General features: G+C 59.9%; 14 protein-coding genes. 4 read left to right on the top strand and 10 right to left on the bottom strand.

Annotation, left to right across the window (positions count from 1 at the left end):
- Nucleotides 1-109 precede the first annotated feature (109 nt).
- From F8A88_RS01930 to F8A88_RS01945, 4 genes are all read right to left on the bottom strand, one after another.
- The gene (locus F8A88_RS01930) at nt 110-754 is read right to left on the bottom strand and encodes a DsbA family protein (protein WP_151149316.1); all 645 of its coding nucleotides are present in this window, start codon (nt 752-754) and stop codon (nt 110-112) included.
- Nucleotides 755-769: 15 nt separating this feature from the next.
- Complete coding sequence (locus F8A88_RS01935; RefSeq protein ID WP_151149318.1) at nt 770-1,327, bottom strand: peptidylprolyl isomerase; 558 nt, start codon at nt 1,325-1,327, stop codon at nt 770-772.
- Between the two features lie 158 nt (nt 1,328-1,485).
- The gene (locus F8A88_RS01940) at nt 1,486-1,905 is read right to left on the bottom strand and encodes a response regulator (RefSeq protein WP_151149320.1); all 420 of its coding nucleotides are present in this window, start codon (nt 1,903-1,905) and stop codon (nt 1,486-1,488) included.
- A gap of 172 nt (nt 1,906-2,077) precedes the next feature.
- On the bottom strand, nt 2,078-2,320 hold the full coding sequence (locus tag F8A88_RS01945) for a hypothetical protein (protein WP_151149322.1): 243 nt from the start codon (nt 2,318-2,320) through the stop codon (nt 2,078-2,080).
- A gap of 141 nt (nt 2,321-2,461) precedes the next feature.
- On the opposite strand from F8A88_RS01945, the gene F8A88_RS01950 reads away from it, so the two are divergent.
- Nucleotides 2,462-5,329, top strand: a complete 2,868-nt coding sequence (locus F8A88_RS01950) for a sigma 54-interacting transcriptional regulator (RefSeq protein WP_151149324.1) — start codon at nt 2,462-2,464, stop codon at nt 5,327-5,329.
- A gap of 339 nt (nt 5,330-5,668) precedes the next feature.
- Nucleotides 5,669-5,992 carry a YbbN family protein gene (locus tag F8A88_RS01955; RefSeq protein WP_151149326.1) on the top strand — a complete coding sequence of 108 codons (324 nt, stop codon included), beginning with the start codon at nt 5,669-5,671 and terminating at the stop codon, nt 5,990-5,992.
- Here F8A88_RS01955 and F8A88_RS01960 read toward each other — a convergent pair.
- From F8A88_RS01960 to F8A88_RS01985, 6 genes are all read right to left on the bottom strand, one after another.
- A complete protein-coding gene (locus F8A88_RS01960) occupies nt 5,967-7,298 on the bottom strand; it encodes a protein kinase domain-containing protein (RefSeq protein ID WP_151149328.1) in 1,332 nt (443 codons plus the stop codon). The genes F8A88_RS01955 and F8A88_RS01960 overlap by 26 nt on opposite strands.
- A 64-nt stretch (nt 7,299-7,362) precedes the next feature.
- Nucleotides 7,363-7,668 (bottom strand): hypothetical protein, encoded by a 306-nt coding sequence (locus F8A88_RS01965; protein ID WP_151149330.1) that lies wholly within the window; start codon nt 7,666-7,668, stop codon nt 7,363-7,365.
- Nucleotides 7,669-7,671: 3 nt separating this feature from the next.
- Nucleotides 7,672-8,235 (bottom strand): hypothetical protein, encoded by a 564-nt coding sequence (locus tag F8A88_RS01970; protein ID WP_151149331.1) that lies wholly within the window; start codon nt 8,233-8,235, stop codon nt 7,672-7,674.
- A 10-nt stretch (nt 8,236-8,245) separates the two neighbouring features.
- Nucleotides 8,246-8,692: a universal stress protein gene (locus F8A88_RS01975; protein ID WP_151149333.1), complete on the bottom strand. Its 447-nt coding sequence runs from the start codon at nt 8,690-8,692 to the stop codon at nt 8,246-8,248.
- Between the two features lie 54 nt (nt 8,693-8,746).
- Nucleotides 8,747-8,929, bottom strand: coding sequence for a hypothetical protein (locus F8A88_RS01980; RefSeq protein ID WP_151149335.1), 183 nt, complete (start codon nt 8,927-8,929; stop codon nt 8,747-8,749).
- A gap of 12 nt (nt 8,930-8,941) precedes the next feature.
- Nucleotides 8,942-10,582: a YeiH family protein gene (locus tag F8A88_RS01985; RefSeq protein WP_151149337.1), complete on the bottom strand. Its 1,641-nt coding sequence runs from the start codon at nt 10,580-10,582 to the stop codon at nt 8,942-8,944.
- Between the two features lie 292 nt (nt 10,583-10,874).
- On the opposite strand from F8A88_RS01985, the gene F8A88_RS01990 reads away from it, so the two are divergent.
- Nucleotides 10,875-13,325, top strand: coding sequence for a c-type heme family protein (locus tag F8A88_RS01990; protein WP_151149339.1), 2,451 nt, complete (start codon nt 10,875-10,877; stop codon nt 13,323-13,325).
- Entirely contained in the window at nt 13,322-14,728 is a 1,407-nt protein-coding gene (locus F8A88_RS01995) for a sigma-54-dependent transcriptional regulator (RefSeq protein WP_151149341.1), read from the top strand. Before F8A88_RS01990 ends, F8A88_RS01995 begins: the two co-directional genes overlap by 4 nt.
- The last annotated feature ends 36 nt before the right edge of the window (nt 14,729-14,764 follow it).

Consider the following 14,764-nt stretch of genomic DNA (forward strand, 5'->3'; position numbering starts at 1 on the left):
CCGTTGCCACGGAGCCGCACGCCTGTGTCGCGTCCGCAGATGACAAAAATACGGGCCGGAGTTCGCATGAACCCCGGCCCGTCTTTTTTGAGCAAATCAGGTGAAGCGTCTACTTGTTGTTTTCCATGAGCAGCAGGTCCAGCCACGAGGATTTGTAGCCATTCATGTGCCTGCCGCGTGCAATGATATGCGGCGTGCCCTTGAACCCCAGTCTGCCCACGGCCTGTGCCGTTTCAAAGTATTGGGGGAACCGTGCGGCCGCAAACTGTTTCATGGTCATGTCTGCCAATTCTTCAGGGAATCTTTCCTGGAATGTCTTGTAGATGATCGCTCCGGCTTGAGAGTAGCTTTTGGTTTCCGGCTGCTCAATGCGGTAGGCCAGGTCGAGGGCCTCGCGGCCCTTGCCCTTTTCCGCAAGGTAGCCGGCCAGGGCGCCGGCCATGTCCGATCCGGGATGCCCGGCCAGAGCAACATGGACTACATACAGCTGGCCGACCTTGTCGGCCTCGCGCATCAGGTGGTCATAGGACATGCGGCAGAAAACGCAGAACGGGTCCGAAACCATGACCACTTCCGTGCCGTTGCCCATGGTCACGCCGTGGGCCATCTGCTTGAGGGCATCGACGGTTTCCGGCTTGATTTCCGGCATGACGTTCAGTGTGGGTTCCGCGGCCCGGGCGTACGGGGCCAGCATCAGCAGGCAGGCCCCGACCATGAACATGTGTGCGGCGTTCTTTTTGATCAGTGATTTCATGTGGCCCAACCTCGTTTATTGTTCGACGTCCGCTGCGACCTGCATGCGGATGATGTGGTCAGGATTCGTAACGGCTCCATTGGCGTGCGGGTTGCCTTTCTTAATCATGTCCACATATTCCATGCCCTTGATGACCTTGCCCCAGACCGTGTACTGGCGGTCCAGGTGCGGTGCCTTGTCGTACATGATGAAGAACTGGCTGTCCGCGCTGTCCACGTCGCGGGCGCGGGCCATGGAGCAGACACCCCGGTAATGGCGGTGGTTATTGAATTCGGATTTGATCTTCTGGCCGGAGCCGCCCGTGCCGTTGCCCTGCGGGCAGCCGGTCTGGGCCATGAAGCCTTCGATCACGCGGTGGAAGGTGAGCCCGTCATAGAATCCCTGACGCACCAGTTCCTTGATGCGGGCAACATGCTTCGGAGCCAGGTCCGGGTACATCTCGATGACCACGCGGCCGTCCTTGAGGTCCATGTAGAGCGTGTTTTCCGGATCGGGAGTGTCGGCGGCCCATGCGGCTGTCGCGCCCAAGGCCAGAGTCAGGAGAGCCAGTGTCGTGAGAAATATGCGTTTCATGTTGTTCATTTCGTACCTCATGGGCTGCGCCCGTTTGATCTTTTTATCGGAAAGCGGCAACAAGAATACCCGCCGGAGGCGGGGCTGGCAAGGATGTGCATGCGGATGCACCCGTGCCCCGGGAACCTGTTGGTCCGGGGCAGGAAATGTTGGTGGGATCAGGTCTTTTTCTTGGGCTGGGTCTTTTTCTTGACTTTGCTGCCGTTTCCGGATTCGTGGACGCAGCGTTGGATGTATTCCTGCAATTCCTTGCGATCCAGAGGCTTTGCCAGGAACAGGGTCGCTCCCAGCTTGAGCAGGTTGGATATTTCACCGATGCCCACCACCGCGGACATGATCACGATGGGCAGGTCCATGAACTGCTGGTCGCCGCGCAGGGTCTGGATGAGCTGGCGGCCGTCCATTTCGGGCATCATGATGTCCGTGAGCAGCATGTCGAAGTCGTTGCAGGCCATAAGGGCCTCGTAGGCATGCTTTCCGTGCGGACTGACGTAGGCGTCGTGGCCCATACCTTCCACGATTTTTACTGCGAGCTTTTGTGAAATTCTGTCGTCTTCGGCTATCAGCACTTTTGCCATGTTCTGATTTCTCCCTCGTTGCTGCAGAAGCCCCTCAGCTCTGCCTATTCCGCGCGTAGCGCCTCCCTCTATTTCACAGAAATGGCAGTATTGCCGACAATTGCGGCAAAGTCCATGATATTGAGTAAAAGACGAGAGGGGCGGACCCTTTCGGATTCGCCCCCGTCATGGTTCAACACTTTTCGATTTTCATGGAGTCTTCAAAGGTGCAGGTGATGCGAAAGCTTTCTCCATGGGCTTCAAAGCTGTATTCGTTACCCGGGAACAGGGTTGTGGCCGGTGAAAATCCGTCATTGATCATGATGTCCTTGGCCTCGCCGTTGGATTCGAAGCGGACCGAGGTGCCGTCGCTCAATGTGACCAATTCGCCGTGATGCACTTCGACCGGCAGGTCTTTTTCGGTAAACTGTGACATAGTCCCACTCCTTATGGGTTGAAATTTTCCTCTCATTAATAGGACAATAGATGTGTGCATATGTCAAGAGTTGTGTCGGACCCGTTGCGTCCGGGCTGTTCTTTCGCATGACGATGGTGTACTGTTACTCCCCGGGGAGACATGACAAATTACAAGGTGGGAGTTTTGCGATCCAGATTTCTCGTGTGTGACCGTAATCAGCGTGTGCGGCGTCTGTTGGCCGACATTTTGGAGCAGTGCGGTTACGATGTTGCACAAACAGATGATCCGGAGGAATTTTTCAGGCGCCTTGATGAGGGGTGGCCCGATGTGGCCATGGCCGGCAACCTGCCTCTGGAACATGGACAATCGTTGGTGGACCGTTTTCTGGATATGGGCTTGCACGTGCCGTTGATCGTGATGGTGGAGGACGACGGCGTGGATCATGCCCTTTCCATGTTCGAGCATGGCGTATTCGGCTATGTTCGGATTCCGGTGGAGCGGGCTACGCTGGCTGCGGTGGCGTTTCGTGCCGTGGATCATTGCCGCCTGCTCAAGCGCGTGCGTCTGCTGGGGCACGAGGGACGCGACCTGCGCAGTCTTTTTCAGGGGCTTCTCAACACCTGTCCTACTCCGGCGTGGGCTCTGGACCCGGCCGGGCATGTGGTGGACGCCAACACGGCGGCCGCATCGGCGCTGGGACGGACCGTGGATTCCGTGCGCGGCAGGCAGTACCGCGATTTGGTGGACCCCGAGGCCGGCGACCTGTTCGAGCGGGCCGTGGAAGAAGTGCGCCGCGGCGCCGAGAACGTCCAGTTCGAGAAGGCGCGCGGCGAAGCCATGTTTGAGATCATGCTCAGGCCGGTTTATCGCGACAGGGTTCTGGTGGGATTCACCCTCGTGGAAACGGACGTGACCGCCCGCAGGCGCTCCGAGCAGGAGCTGGCCCAGAGCGAGCAGCGATATCGCAGCGTGTATCAGGCCGCGCGGGATGCCATTTTGCTTATCAACCGTTCGGATGGCCGTATTCTGGACACCAATGACGCGGCCTTGCGCCTGTACGGATATTCCCGCGAGGAAATGCTGGGCCTGAGCCTTGAGGACATTGCCGCGGAACCGGAGCAGAGCATGCAGGACCTGCGGCAGGGCTATGAAGCCTCCCCCCTGCGGCACCACGTTCGCAAGGACGGCTCCGAATTCCCGGTGGAAGCGTCCATGAGCCATTTCGGGCATGACGGGCAGGCCGTGACCACGGCGTTCATCCGCGACATTTCCAACCGCAAGGTGGTGGAAGAGGCCCTGCGCGAGGGCGCACGGCTTTATCGGGCCGTGGTTGAAGACCAGACCGAACTCATCTGCCGTTTTGCCCCGGATTTTTCGCTCACCTTCGTCAATCCGGCCTGCACCAAGTTTTTCAACCGTGATGAGGACGACCTGCTGGACACCAGCTTCCTTTCGCTGGTGGTGGCCGAGGAGCGGGACAACCTTATGGAATGGGTGCGCAAGGTCACGCCCGAACGCCCGGTCATGGCCGTGGAACAGCGGACCATGCGCAGCGACGGCGCCATTCGCTGGATGCGTTGGATCAACCGGGCCATTTATGACCACAAGGGCCATCTTCGCCAGTTCCAGTGTGTGGGCCGCGACGTGAGCGACCGCAAGGCAGCGGATGAGGCCCTTGAAATGGCCAATCGCGAAAAGGAGCGTCTGCGCCTGAATCTGGAGGCAACGTTCCGCAGTATTCCGGACGGCATCATTACCGTGGACAGCGACATGCGCGTCATTTCCACCAACAGTGCGGTCACGCCCATGTGTTCCATCGACCGGGACAATGCTCCCGGCCGTCCCGTAGGCGACGTCATGACCTGTGCGAACAGTCCGTGCGTCAGCGTTTTGCAGCAGGTGCTGCGCACCCGCAGGCCCGTGCGCGGGTACGAGGTGCAGTGCAGCCACGACGGCGGCCCGGAACGTATGCTGGAACTGAACTGCTCGCCGCTCATGGACGCCAACATGCAGTTTGTCGGCGCCGTGCTGGTGATCAAGGACATCACCCGCATTGCGGATTTGGAAAAACGGCTTCAGGAACGATTCGGGTTCCGGGGCATGGTGGGCAAAAGCGAGTGCATGCAGGAGGTCTATCATCTGCTGGAACAGCTTTCGCCACTGGACTCCACGGTGCTCGTGCGCGGGGAATCCGGAACCGGCAAGGAACTGGTGGCCGACGCCCTGCACTACGGGGGCAGCCGTGCCGCGTGCGCCATGGTCAAGGTCAACTGCTCGGCCCTTTCCGAAAGCCTGCTGGAAAGCGAGCTGTTCGGGCACATCAGGGGAGCGTTTACCGGGGCCGTGCGCGACAAGGTCGGGCGCATCGAGGCCGCACAGGGCGGCACCCTCTTTCTGGACGAAATCGGCGACATATCCCCGCTGCTCCAGGTCAAACTGCTTCGTTTCCTTGAGCAGAAGGAATACGAAAAGGTCGGGGAATCCAAGACCCGCAAGGCAGACGTGCGCATCATCGCGGCCACCAACGTGGACCTTTTGGCCAAGGTGCACGAGGGAGCCTTCCGCGAGGACCTTTATTACCGGCTCAACGTCATGCCCGTATACCTGCCGCCCCTGCGCGAACGGGATGGAGACATGCCCCTGCTGGTCAACCATTTTCTGGAAGCGTTCGGCGAAACGTTCAAGAAACGTTTTACGGGCGTGAGTCAGGAGGTGCTGGACCTGTTCATGCGCTACCAGTGGCCCGGCAACATCCGCGAGCTCAAGCATATCATGGAGCATGCCTGCATTCTGGCCCCAGAAGGAGAAATCGGGCTGGAATACATTCGACGTGATATTATTGAGGATTTCAGCGGCATACGGGAAAGCGCCCCCATGAGGAAACGCAAGCCCGTCAACGCCGATGCGGCCGCCATCGTCGAAGCCCTGAAAAAGACCGGGGGCAACAAAGCCAAGGCCGCCAAGTTGTTGGGCATTCACAGGGCCACCCTGTACCGCAAGATGGACCAGTTCGGCCTGGAGCAGTAGACTTTTCGGATTACTGGACACAGGACTCGTCGCCACCAGCAAGCGCCGCAAGTGTCGCGGTGTCGCTTTTTTATGCCTTTCTGTCGCATTTCAGTATGTTGTGCGACAAAGAGGCGTTTTTTTTAACATTCTGTAATTGTTGCTTTTGTTCGCATGGCGCGCAATGCGGGTACGTTTGTTCATGTGCTCATGTTCAATGAGCTGAAAATACTAACATTTTCATACGGCAACAAAAACGGGTGGTTATGTTCGGCCATGCAGGAATCTAAGGGGGCTAAGGGATTCGGGGCATGAACCTTGGATCAACCACGGCAAAATGGTCGTGAATACAGGTGCAGCATGGTCGAATGGATTGATCCGAGGCAGGAACATCAGGAAGTGGTCCGTTTCCAGGGGACGGTGTTGCTTGGTTTTCTCAAACGCGACCCGCTGTACGCCCGGCAGGTCGCGCTTTTGGACCGCATGCAGCGCAAGTACGGGGAGCGATTGCGCTGCCTCGTGTATCATGAAGGTTTTTTGGACGCGGGCATGCGGCGCCATATGGTGCGCGGCACGCCGAGCTACGTGCTGTTGGAGCGCGGCGACGAAGTGGATCGTCTGGTGGGGGTTTCCGACGCAGAGACCATGGACGCGTTTCTCAGTCGGTGCCTGAATCGGCGTTGAAGGCCCTTGCCTGATCGGAATTGTCGATGATTTTCAGATTTGTTTCGGTTTTTTCGATGTGGTGCACCACCCCGGAACTCATGCGGCGCAGCACGCCTTTGGGCGATGGCGGACCGCACAGGACGTGGTCCGGAGAAAATTGGCGGACCATGCGTTCGGCAGCGCGTTCCGCGTCCACATTTTCCAGCAGGCGCAGCCCCCAGAGCGCTCCCCTTTCCCGGCATTGCCGCAATCCGGCGCCCAAAGTCTTGAACAGTTGCGCCTTGAACATCTCCAACTCGCCATAGGCCAGATTCACGGGAATGAGGCTGACGAACAAAAGCGCGTCGTCGGTTTCTGCCGCGCTTTCCAAGGCCTCGGCGAACAGGTGTGGCGCGTGCCGGTCCGGTTTGACAAAAACCATGACATGGCGGCGTCCTACTGTCTCGGGACGCGGCGGGTCTTCCACCTCGGGCGCAATGGCGTATTCTCCGCGGGCCGTTGCCGCGAGAATGTCCACGGCCTCGGCCATGGTGGGCCGGTCTTCGGCACGGAAGGCGCGCGACTCCCTGATCAGGGCGCGGACCGCCGGGGGCAGTGATTCGTCCGGTTTTGTGGTGACCAGCAGTTTCCAGAGTTGGGGCATGGAGGCAAGCCATTGGGCAATGGAGTGGCTTTTGGGAGCCGGGTTGGTGATTTCCTGCAGCAGGGTGCCGAAGGCGAAAATGTCGGCGGGCGCATGGGCCGGATCGCCGCGGATCAGTTCCGGGGCGGCGAAACGCCAGTCCACGGCCGTGCGCCGCGTGTTGGCCCACATGTCCTGCCATCCGGCGCGTATTGATTGCCCGAAGCGCATGAGTTTCGGCTCATTGGTGGAGGCATCGCGCAGCACCGAATGGGTGCAGATGTTCAGATGGGCCGAGCCGTGGGCGTGCAGGGTGTTGACGGTCACGGCCAAGCGGTAGGCGAAATCAAGGGCCGTTTCCCTGTCCAGCGGCGCCTTGGCCGTGTTCTGGAACAGCGTTGGCAGGCGCGGGTCCGGCAGGATCACGCCGCCGTGCCATTCGCGGCAGGCCCGCACGAACGCGGGATGTTCGTCCAGATGGGCAAAGCGGGCCTGATGCTGCCAGCGCAGAAAGGCCCCGGTGTCCACGTCATAGAACTGGCGGACCTCGAAGGGGCGCAGATCAGCCAATCCCCTGTAGCGGCGGTTGCCGACCATGAAGGGGATGCGCTGCCGGATGGTCACGCCTCCGGCCTTGTCTCCGGGTTCAAGCTCGTCCGGCGCTTCACGCCGGATGGCCATTTCCTGAATACGCGCCCACATGTCTTATCCCCCGTATGCTTTCATACAACGGCACAGGGGGATCGAAAACAATGATTTTTGCGCGTCAGAAACCGGGCTGGCTCTGAATGTCCGGCTCGCGGTATTCCCGGTTGTCCTTGCGCCGCACCAGTCCGTAGCCCGCGGCAAAGAGCAGCACGCAGCCCAGCCAGCCCAGAAAGACCGGGTGCGACCAGTCCGCGTCCAGCCACCAGTCGCCGTTGGCCTCGTGCAGCACGGAGAGGAACGCGCCGGGCAGGTCGTTGACGATGGCGAGGTATTGGTACAGCAGCATGACGGCAAAGGACAGGTATGCTGTCGCGCCGAGGGAAACCCAGAAATGGCGTATGAAATTGCGTGTAGTTTTCGACATTGTCTATCCTGCGTTTGCGTAAAACCAGAAGCCCACCCCCAAAATGACGATGAGCAGCATTTCCAGAAGGGTCAGCTTGAACATGAACGAGCAGATGCGTCGCTGCGTGGGGTTCATTTTGAGCATGACCTTGTTCATGAACAGCCGCCAGAAGCGGTTGCGCGTGGAATCCGAGGTGAAGAGCCTGTAGTATTCCCGCAGGCTCGGCAGCCAGAAACGCATGGCGGATTCAGCCTTTTCCGGGTCCAGCCCGGCTGCCACGCCGTGTTCGTAGCGATAGGAAAGATCGGTATTTCCCTTGTCGTTTTTGCGCGCGGCGATTCGCATTCCGGTCCCGGCGAATTCAATGGTGTACAGCCCGCCCTGCACGGCAATGCCGGGGCGGGTTTTGAATTTGGTCTGGGAAAGGATGTCCTCCACCTCATATGCCTCGCCCTCGGCATCGATATGCCAGTGGGGATTGAGGCGCATGACGGTCATGGCGTCCAGTCTGCTCCAGAAATCGTCTTTCCATGGCAGGTTGGTGGGCATCCAGTCCGAGGTCGTTATGGTGTTGGCGTTTTCCATGCGTTTGCGCTCAGGGTGCCACCAGCAGCGGGCAGGGCAGTTGCGGATGCAGTTGCCTGTTTTCAAAGCGGGCCTTGAAGCCCGGAGCCTGTTTTTTCTGGTACGCGCCAAGAACCACGATGTCCGCGCCGGTTTCTTCGGCGGCTTTGCAGAGTTCGTCCTCCACCACGCCGGATCGGCGCAGGAAGCGGACGTTCAGTCCCTGGAACTGTTCGCGCAGGCGTTGTTCCAGCGCGTCCATTTCATCATTGACCTGATCTTCCACATAGCTGGCGAACTGCATGCGGGCCGTGGACGTGTTCAACCAGTCGTCGCCGGTCATGTGCTTCCAGTCGTCGTTGAAAATGGAAACGACCGCGAGCTCGGCCCCGGTCTTCCGCGCCCAGTCCGCGGCGAGGTCTTCGGCCTTGCGCGCACCCGGGGTCCCGTGTGTGGCGAGAAGAATGCGTTTGAACATGATGCTCCGAAACGCGGGAGGAGGCCGGTGCCCCCTCCCGTGTGAGTATTGTGTTTATGCCAGCCACTTGGTGAACAGCAGCACCACGAAGGTCACCACGAGCACCAGGGACAGGGCCACGAGGTCTTCGTTTTTTTCGGATGCGAACACCGAAAGGGCACGCTCTTCGTTTTCCTGCTGGTCCTGTTCGTTTGCCGTGGGGCAGTTTTCCTGCTCAAGCTTTATGTTTTCTTCCATGTTTCCTGCTCCTTACTTGAGAACAACGTCTTTGACGAAGTACATGACGACGATAAAGGACAGCGACGCCTTGGTTATGCCGGAGATGGCGCCCATGACTAGCGGCCATCCGCCCGCCTGTGCCAAGGATTTGCGCGTGATCTGCATGCCCAGTCCGATCAGGCCGTAGGCAAAGAACCAGATCATGGCGTCGGTCAGGGTCACGATGGTCTTGGACTTCTTGTGCACCTGACGGACCGCGTGCTTGAGCGCGCTTTTCACTTCCGCGCCGATGGTGATTTCCTTGCCCTTGGCGCGCGCAAGGATGGATTCCAGTCCGGCCATGCGCTGGCGGGCCGTGGTGTCGAAGGCCGTCTTGTTGTCGCGGTCCGCGAAGTTGCCCGCGATCTGGTGCTGTTTGACCAGATCCTCGAATGCGGCCTTTTCATCGGCGTTCAGGCCCGGAATGCCAACGGTCTCGGCGTTCTGCAGCACGGTCAGTTCCTCGGGGGTGATCTCGGTGCGCTGGTTGTAGCTGAAGTCGAGGTATTTGCCCTTGTAGTGGTCCGAAGGGCTGAACAGGCCGAAGGAAGACATGAGGAAGAGCAGCAGGAAGCCCAGGATGAAGAGGGGGAACTTGTCGATGACAACTTCCTTGAAGCTCAGTTTTTTGCCCGACTGCTTGCCGTACCAGCTGGCCAGCACCAGAACGATGACCGGCAGGAACAGCACGCGGGTGATGTTGAAGATTTCACCGACCTTGAGGGTCTTGATGTCCACGGCGTTGAAGGCCAGGCAGGCGGCGGCCACCTGAGCGGAGTTCAGGATGCCGGTGCCGGCCCATGCGCCGAACTGGGTCGGGTTCATGCCCACGATCTTGCCGATGGTGGGGAAGGCGAACATGCACAGGATGCCGAAGCCGAGGATGGTGCCGATGGTATAGGCCATCTCGGAACAGCGGGCGCGCACCACCGGGGCGCAGGCCACGGTGGCGGAAACGCCGCAAACGCCCATACCCGCGGAAAGCACGCCGGTCATGGATTTGGGTTGCTTGAACAGGTTGCCCAAAAAGAGCACGAAGAACACCGTGCCCAGCACGAAGAACCCGATCATCCAGACCGAAACCATGCCCAGCTTGGCCAGCTCGGCAAAGGAATAGCGTGCGCCCAGAAGGATGACGCCCATCTTGAGCACGAACCGTGCGGTCTTGACGCCGCTGGCCGCGAACTTGGGGATGCCCCAGCTGTTGGTGATGACGATACCCACGAGGATGCCCAGAACCACGTAGTTCAGGTTGAGCACCTTGTGGAGCTTGAAGCCCAGCACCGGAACAAGTTGCTTGGACATGAGCACCACCACCGGTTCCATGAACCAGCGGATGCCCATGGCCAGCACCATGATGAACAGGATGCCGGGAACGGTTTCGAGCACGAATACGTCAAATCGCCCCATGGGTTTGTTCATGCGCACCTGTCGCAAAAGGGCCGTGACGAAACCGAGAATCGCCCCCACGAAGGTCATGGTCTCCATGAGGTCGATCTGTTTGTGGGTGTGCAACGATTTGAACATCGGAGTGAGCGCCCCGGATACAACCAGGACACCGAACAGGAGCATCAGGCTGCTGATGATGATCAGCGGCGTGTTGCTTGGACGCCCTACGTCGGAATTTGCCATACTACCTCTCCTTACAATGAGTTTTTTTACCGGACAATGTGTTTGTCGGTCCGGTGTAGGCAAATGGCGTACCAACTTTTTATAATCGTTATTTACCCATAATAATTGAATAAGTTGTTTTTCGCGCGGGTCTCAACTGCAAACTTTTGTTTGCAGTTGTCTCCGGGTGTTGGCAATATGCCGAAATAATTCAGTTCCCTTGCCTAACCGCCCGTGTGTGATACAGTGGTCATCCGTGCCGGGCATGCCATGTCCCGGCATCGGCAAACTGCAATCACGGAGTATTTCGCCCATGACGACCCTGCGCCCACAGAGCCTGCAATCCCGATTCCTGCTCGGACTCGGTGCCATCGTGTTGCTGGTGGGCGTGTTCTTTTCCGCCAGCATGTATTTTCATCTCAAGGACCTGTTGCATTCGCAGGTGGTGGACAAGGCCGAACTGATGCTGGCGCAGGTGGATTCCGTGCAGCAATACGTGCGCACGACCCTGCGGCCCAAGATGTACACCATGGTTTCCGACGACCAGTTCGTGATCGAGGCCATGAGTTCCTCGTATATTTCCCGCAAGGTCATGGATCGGCTGAACATGGAAAAATCCCAGTACCTGTATCGCCGGGTTTCGGAAAACGCCCGCAATCCCAAGTTCGAGATCAATGAACTGGAGCGCGGACTCATGCAGGAATTCCGGGCGGACCCCGAGCTTGCGTTCTGGGAAGGGTATCGCAACATCAAGGGCGTGGAATATTTCCTGACCGCGCGCCCGGTGGTCTTTGCGAAAAAGTGCATGCATTGCCACGGCAGCCCGGACAAGGCTCCCAAGGTGCTGCTGGAGCGCTACGGCGACAGGCGCGGGTTCGGCAGGAAGGTGGGGGAGATCGGCGGCATCGACCTCGTGGGCCTGCCCGTGGATTCGGCCGTGAGCCAGATTCGCGACGCCACCGTGGGCTATGTGGGTATCTATGCTTCTGGAATGCTGATCTTTTTTACCGTGGTGCAATTTTTCTTCAACCGGCTGGTGACCCACAACCTGCATCGGCTGACCCGCGTGTTCCGCGAGCGTTTCAAGGACCAGGAGGAAATCCGGGTTCTGGACAAGGTGGAGCAGAAGGACGAGATCGAGGAAGTGGTGCAGGGCATGGAGGAACTGGGCGACCATCTCGTGAACGTGCAGAACCAGTTGCGCGACTATGCGGCCAATCTGGAATGCATGGTGGAACGGCGCACCGAAGAGTTGAGCATCGAAGCCGCGGAACGCCAGTCGGACGTGGCCCTGTTCGTGCTCCTGCTGGACAAGCTGAACCGCGCCCGTTCGCGGCATGAGATGTGGCACAGCGCCCTGCCGGAAATCGCCCGGCGTTTCGAGGCCTCGAGCGCGGCCTTCATCTGCATGCTGGCCACCCAGAACTACTACTCGTGGCCCGAAGGGTTGGAACGGCCGGAAATGCCGGAAAACTGGCGTGAAATCCTCACGGAGAGCGTGCCGCTTTTCGAACCGGGCCGGGCGGTCATTCCGGTGGGCGCGGACGATTCGGTCAACGAGGGGCTGCTGTTCGTGACGTGGGATCACGGCGTGGACCTCAAACAGCAGGACCGCACCCTGTTGCGTGCGCTGGGGCAGCAGATCGGCATTGCCATGGAAAACCTCGGCGCCCTGGACAACCTCGTGCGCCAGAAGGATCTGCTGCAATCCGTGGTGGAAGGCATTGCCGACCCCCTGTTGTTCATGGACGGCAACTGCACGGTGGTGCTGGCCAATCAGGGAGCGCGCACATTGGGTGACAGCCTTGCCGGACTGGACGATGACTCTGACGAAGGAGACGGTGCGCAGAAACTCATTCCCGCCCTGTTTTCCGAGTGTTACGGGCAGGAGGGCAGCGATTGTCCGCTGCGCCAGACCATGGACCGCGGCCAGCCGGACCAGCGCGAGGTGGGCACCCCGGACGGCCGCCATTTTTCCGTGAGCATGTATCCGGTGGGCGACGCGGACCGGCGATTGGTGGTCTACGTGCGCGAGGTCACCAACGAGAAGCGCATGCTGGCCCGCATGCGCCAGAGCGAAAAGCTGGCCACGGTGGGCAAGTTTGCCTCGGGGCTGGCCCATGAGATGAACAATCCGCTGGGCGTGATCAAGTGCTATGGCGAGCTGTTGCGCAACGCTGCACCTTCGGATCAGGCGCGTGAGGACGTGGACGTGATCATGCGGCACGCTACCCAGGCCCAGAACGTGTTGCAGGATTTGCTGAACTTTGCACGGCCCGCCAAGCTTGCCGCCGAGGACGCGACGCTGGGCGAGGTGGTCCGCGGAGCCGTGCGTTCCTACGGAGTGCAGGCCGAAACCCTTGGCGTGGGACTGAAAGCTCATGTGGACCCTCAGGCCGGGGATTTCGTGCTTTCGCGGCAGGCGGGCGACCAGATTCTTTCCAACCTGCTGGGTAACGCTCTGGATGCGCTGGAAGGCTCTGAAGACGGGCGGATTGATGTGGATGTGAGTTGTTCCGCAGACAAGGCGGAGGTGGTGCTTTCCGTATGCGACAACGGGCCGGGGGTTCCTCCGGACGTGCTCGAAAGCATTTTCGACCCGTTCTTTTCCACCAAGGACGTGGGCAAAGGCACCGGCCTTGGGCTTGCCGTGGTCTACGGCATCATCAAGGACATGGGCGGCAGCATTGACGTGAGCGCCGGCGCTGGCGCACGATTCGTGGTCCGTTTTCCGGCCCGGAACAATGATACGGGGAAAGCATGAGCGAAAACGCAAGTATTTTGGTAGTGGACGACGAGCGGGATTTCGCCCATGGGGTGACCCGCCTGCTTCAGGCCCAGTTTCCCGGACGCCGGATCATTTCGGTCCACTCCGGGGACGAGGCGCTGGGGGTCCTCGAGAATGAGCCGTTCGGCGTGCTCATGACCGACCTTTCCATGCCCGGCATGGACGGCCTGGAGCTCATGGACCGGACCCGGGAAATGTGCCCGCAGACCACGGCCGTGCTGCTCACGGCCTACGGCACCATCGAGACGGCCGTGCAGGCGGTCAAGGGTGGCGCCCACGATTTTCTGACCAAGCCCGTGGAACCGGAGAATCTGTTCCGGGTTACGGCACGGGCATTGGAACACCATCGCCTTCTGATGGAAAACACGCGCCTGCGCAGCCTTGTGGGCCGTTACGCGCAGTGCGATGCGCTTGTGGGCGACAGTGCGCCCATGCGTCGGCTCAAGGATGCATTGGCTGCCATTGCCGAATCCGACTACACCGTGCTCATTCGCGGGGAGTCCGGCACCGGCAAGGAACTGGTGGCCCGGACCATCCACGATCTGAGCCGTCGTTCCGGACGCGAATTGCTGAGCGTGAACTGCCCGGCCATTCCTGAGCAGTTGCTGGAATCCGAGCTGTTCGGCCATGTGCGTGGCGCATTCACTGGTGCGGATCGCGACCGGGACGGGCTGTTCGTTGCGGCCCGGGGGGGCAGCCTGCTGCTGGACGAGATCGGGGACATTCCCCTCGCCCTGCAAACCAAGCTGTTGCGTTGCCTGCAGGAGCAGGAGGTCCGGCCTGTTGGTGCCAACCGCAACGTGCCCGTGGACGTGCGCATTCTGGCCAGCACCAATCAGGATCTGGAAGCGCGGATGCGTGACAAAAGCTTTCGTGAGGACCTTTACTATCGGCTGAACGTGCTTTCCGTGCAGGTGCCGCCACTCAGGGACCGGCCCGGCGACATCCCTCTGCTGGCGCACCATTTCATGTTTCGGACCTGCGAGGAAATGGATCGGGAACCGTGCGAGCTTTCGCCCGAGGCCCTGGCCTATCTCGGTGCCCGGCAGTGGCCCGGAAACGTGCGCGAATTGCAGAATTTCGTCAGGCGGCTTTCCGTGTTCTGCAGCGGCTCCGGAGTGGTGGACATGGCTCTGGTCCGCTTTGTGGAAAGCCAGACATCGGATTCGTCCGGCACCGGGCAGGGGGCTCCGTCCGTTTCTCCTTACAAGGAAGCCAAGGCCGCGGTGGTGGACGATTTTACGCGGGCCTACGTGGAGAACCTCTTGACGGTCACCTCGGGAAATGTCTCCGAGGCCGCACGGATCAGCGGGCTTTCCCGCGTGGCCCTGCAAAAGATCATCAAGCGTCTTGGTGTCGGCGTGGCCCGGTTTCGATAGCTTTTGGCGTTACTTTTTGGTGGCGTGTGTTGACGG

The organism is Pseudodesulfovibrio senegalensis, from assembly GCF_008830225.1.
GTDB lineage: Bacteria > Desulfobacterota > Desulfovibrionia > Desulfovibrionales > Desulfovibrionaceae > Pseudodesulfovibrio > Pseudodesulfovibrio senegalensis.

Coding starts and splice junctions, on each gene's coding strand:
- F8A88_RS01930 (WP_151149316.1), bottom strand. CDS start 754: ATGAAATCACTGATCAAAAAGAACGCCGCACACATGTTCATGGTCGGG.
- F8A88_RS01935 (WP_151149318.1), bottom strand. CDS start 1,327: ATGAAACGCATATTTCTCACGACACTGGCTCTCCTGACTCTGGCCTTG.
- F8A88_RS01940 (WP_151149320.1), bottom strand. CDS start 1,905: ATGGCAAAAGTGCTGATAGCCGAAGACGACAGAATTTCACAAAAGCTC.
- F8A88_RS01945 (WP_151149322.1), bottom strand. CDS start 2,320: ATGTCACAGTTTACCGAAAAAGACCTGCCGGTCGAAGTGCATCACGGC.
- F8A88_RS01950 (WP_151149324.1), top strand. CDS start 2,462: ATGACAAATTACAAGGTGGGAGTTTTGCGATCCAGATTTCTCGTGTGT.
- F8A88_RS01955 (WP_151149326.1), top strand. CDS start 5,669: ATGGTCGAATGGATTGATCCGAGGCAGGAACATCAGGAAGTGGTCCGT.
- F8A88_RS01960 (WP_151149328.1), bottom strand. CDS start 7,298: ATGTGGGCGCGTATTCAGGAAATGGCCATCCGGCGTGAAGCGCCGGAC.
- F8A88_RS01965 (WP_151149330.1), bottom strand. CDS start 7,668: ATGTCGAAAACTACACGCAATTTCATACGCCATTTCTGGGTTTCCCTC.
- F8A88_RS01970 (WP_151149331.1), bottom strand. CDS start 8,235: ATGGAAAACGCCAACACCATAACGACCTCGGACTGGATGCCCACCAAC.
- F8A88_RS01975 (WP_151149333.1), bottom strand. CDS start 8,692: ATGTTCAAACGCATTCTTCTCGCCACACACGGGACCCCGGGTGCGCGC.
- F8A88_RS01980 (WP_151149335.1), bottom strand. CDS start 8,929: ATGGAAGAAAACATAAAGCTTGAGCAGGAAAACTGCCCCACGGCAAAC.
- F8A88_RS01985 (WP_151149337.1), bottom strand. CDS start 10,582: ATGGCAAATTCCGACGTAGGGCGTCCAAGCAACACGCCGCTGATCATC.
- F8A88_RS01990 (WP_151149339.1), top strand. CDS start 10,875: ATGACGACCCTGCGCCCACAGAGCCTGCAATCCCGATTCCTGCTCGGA.
- F8A88_RS01995 (WP_151149341.1), top strand. CDS start 13,322: ATGAGCGAAAACGCAAGTATTTTGGTAGTGGACGACGAGCGGGATTTC.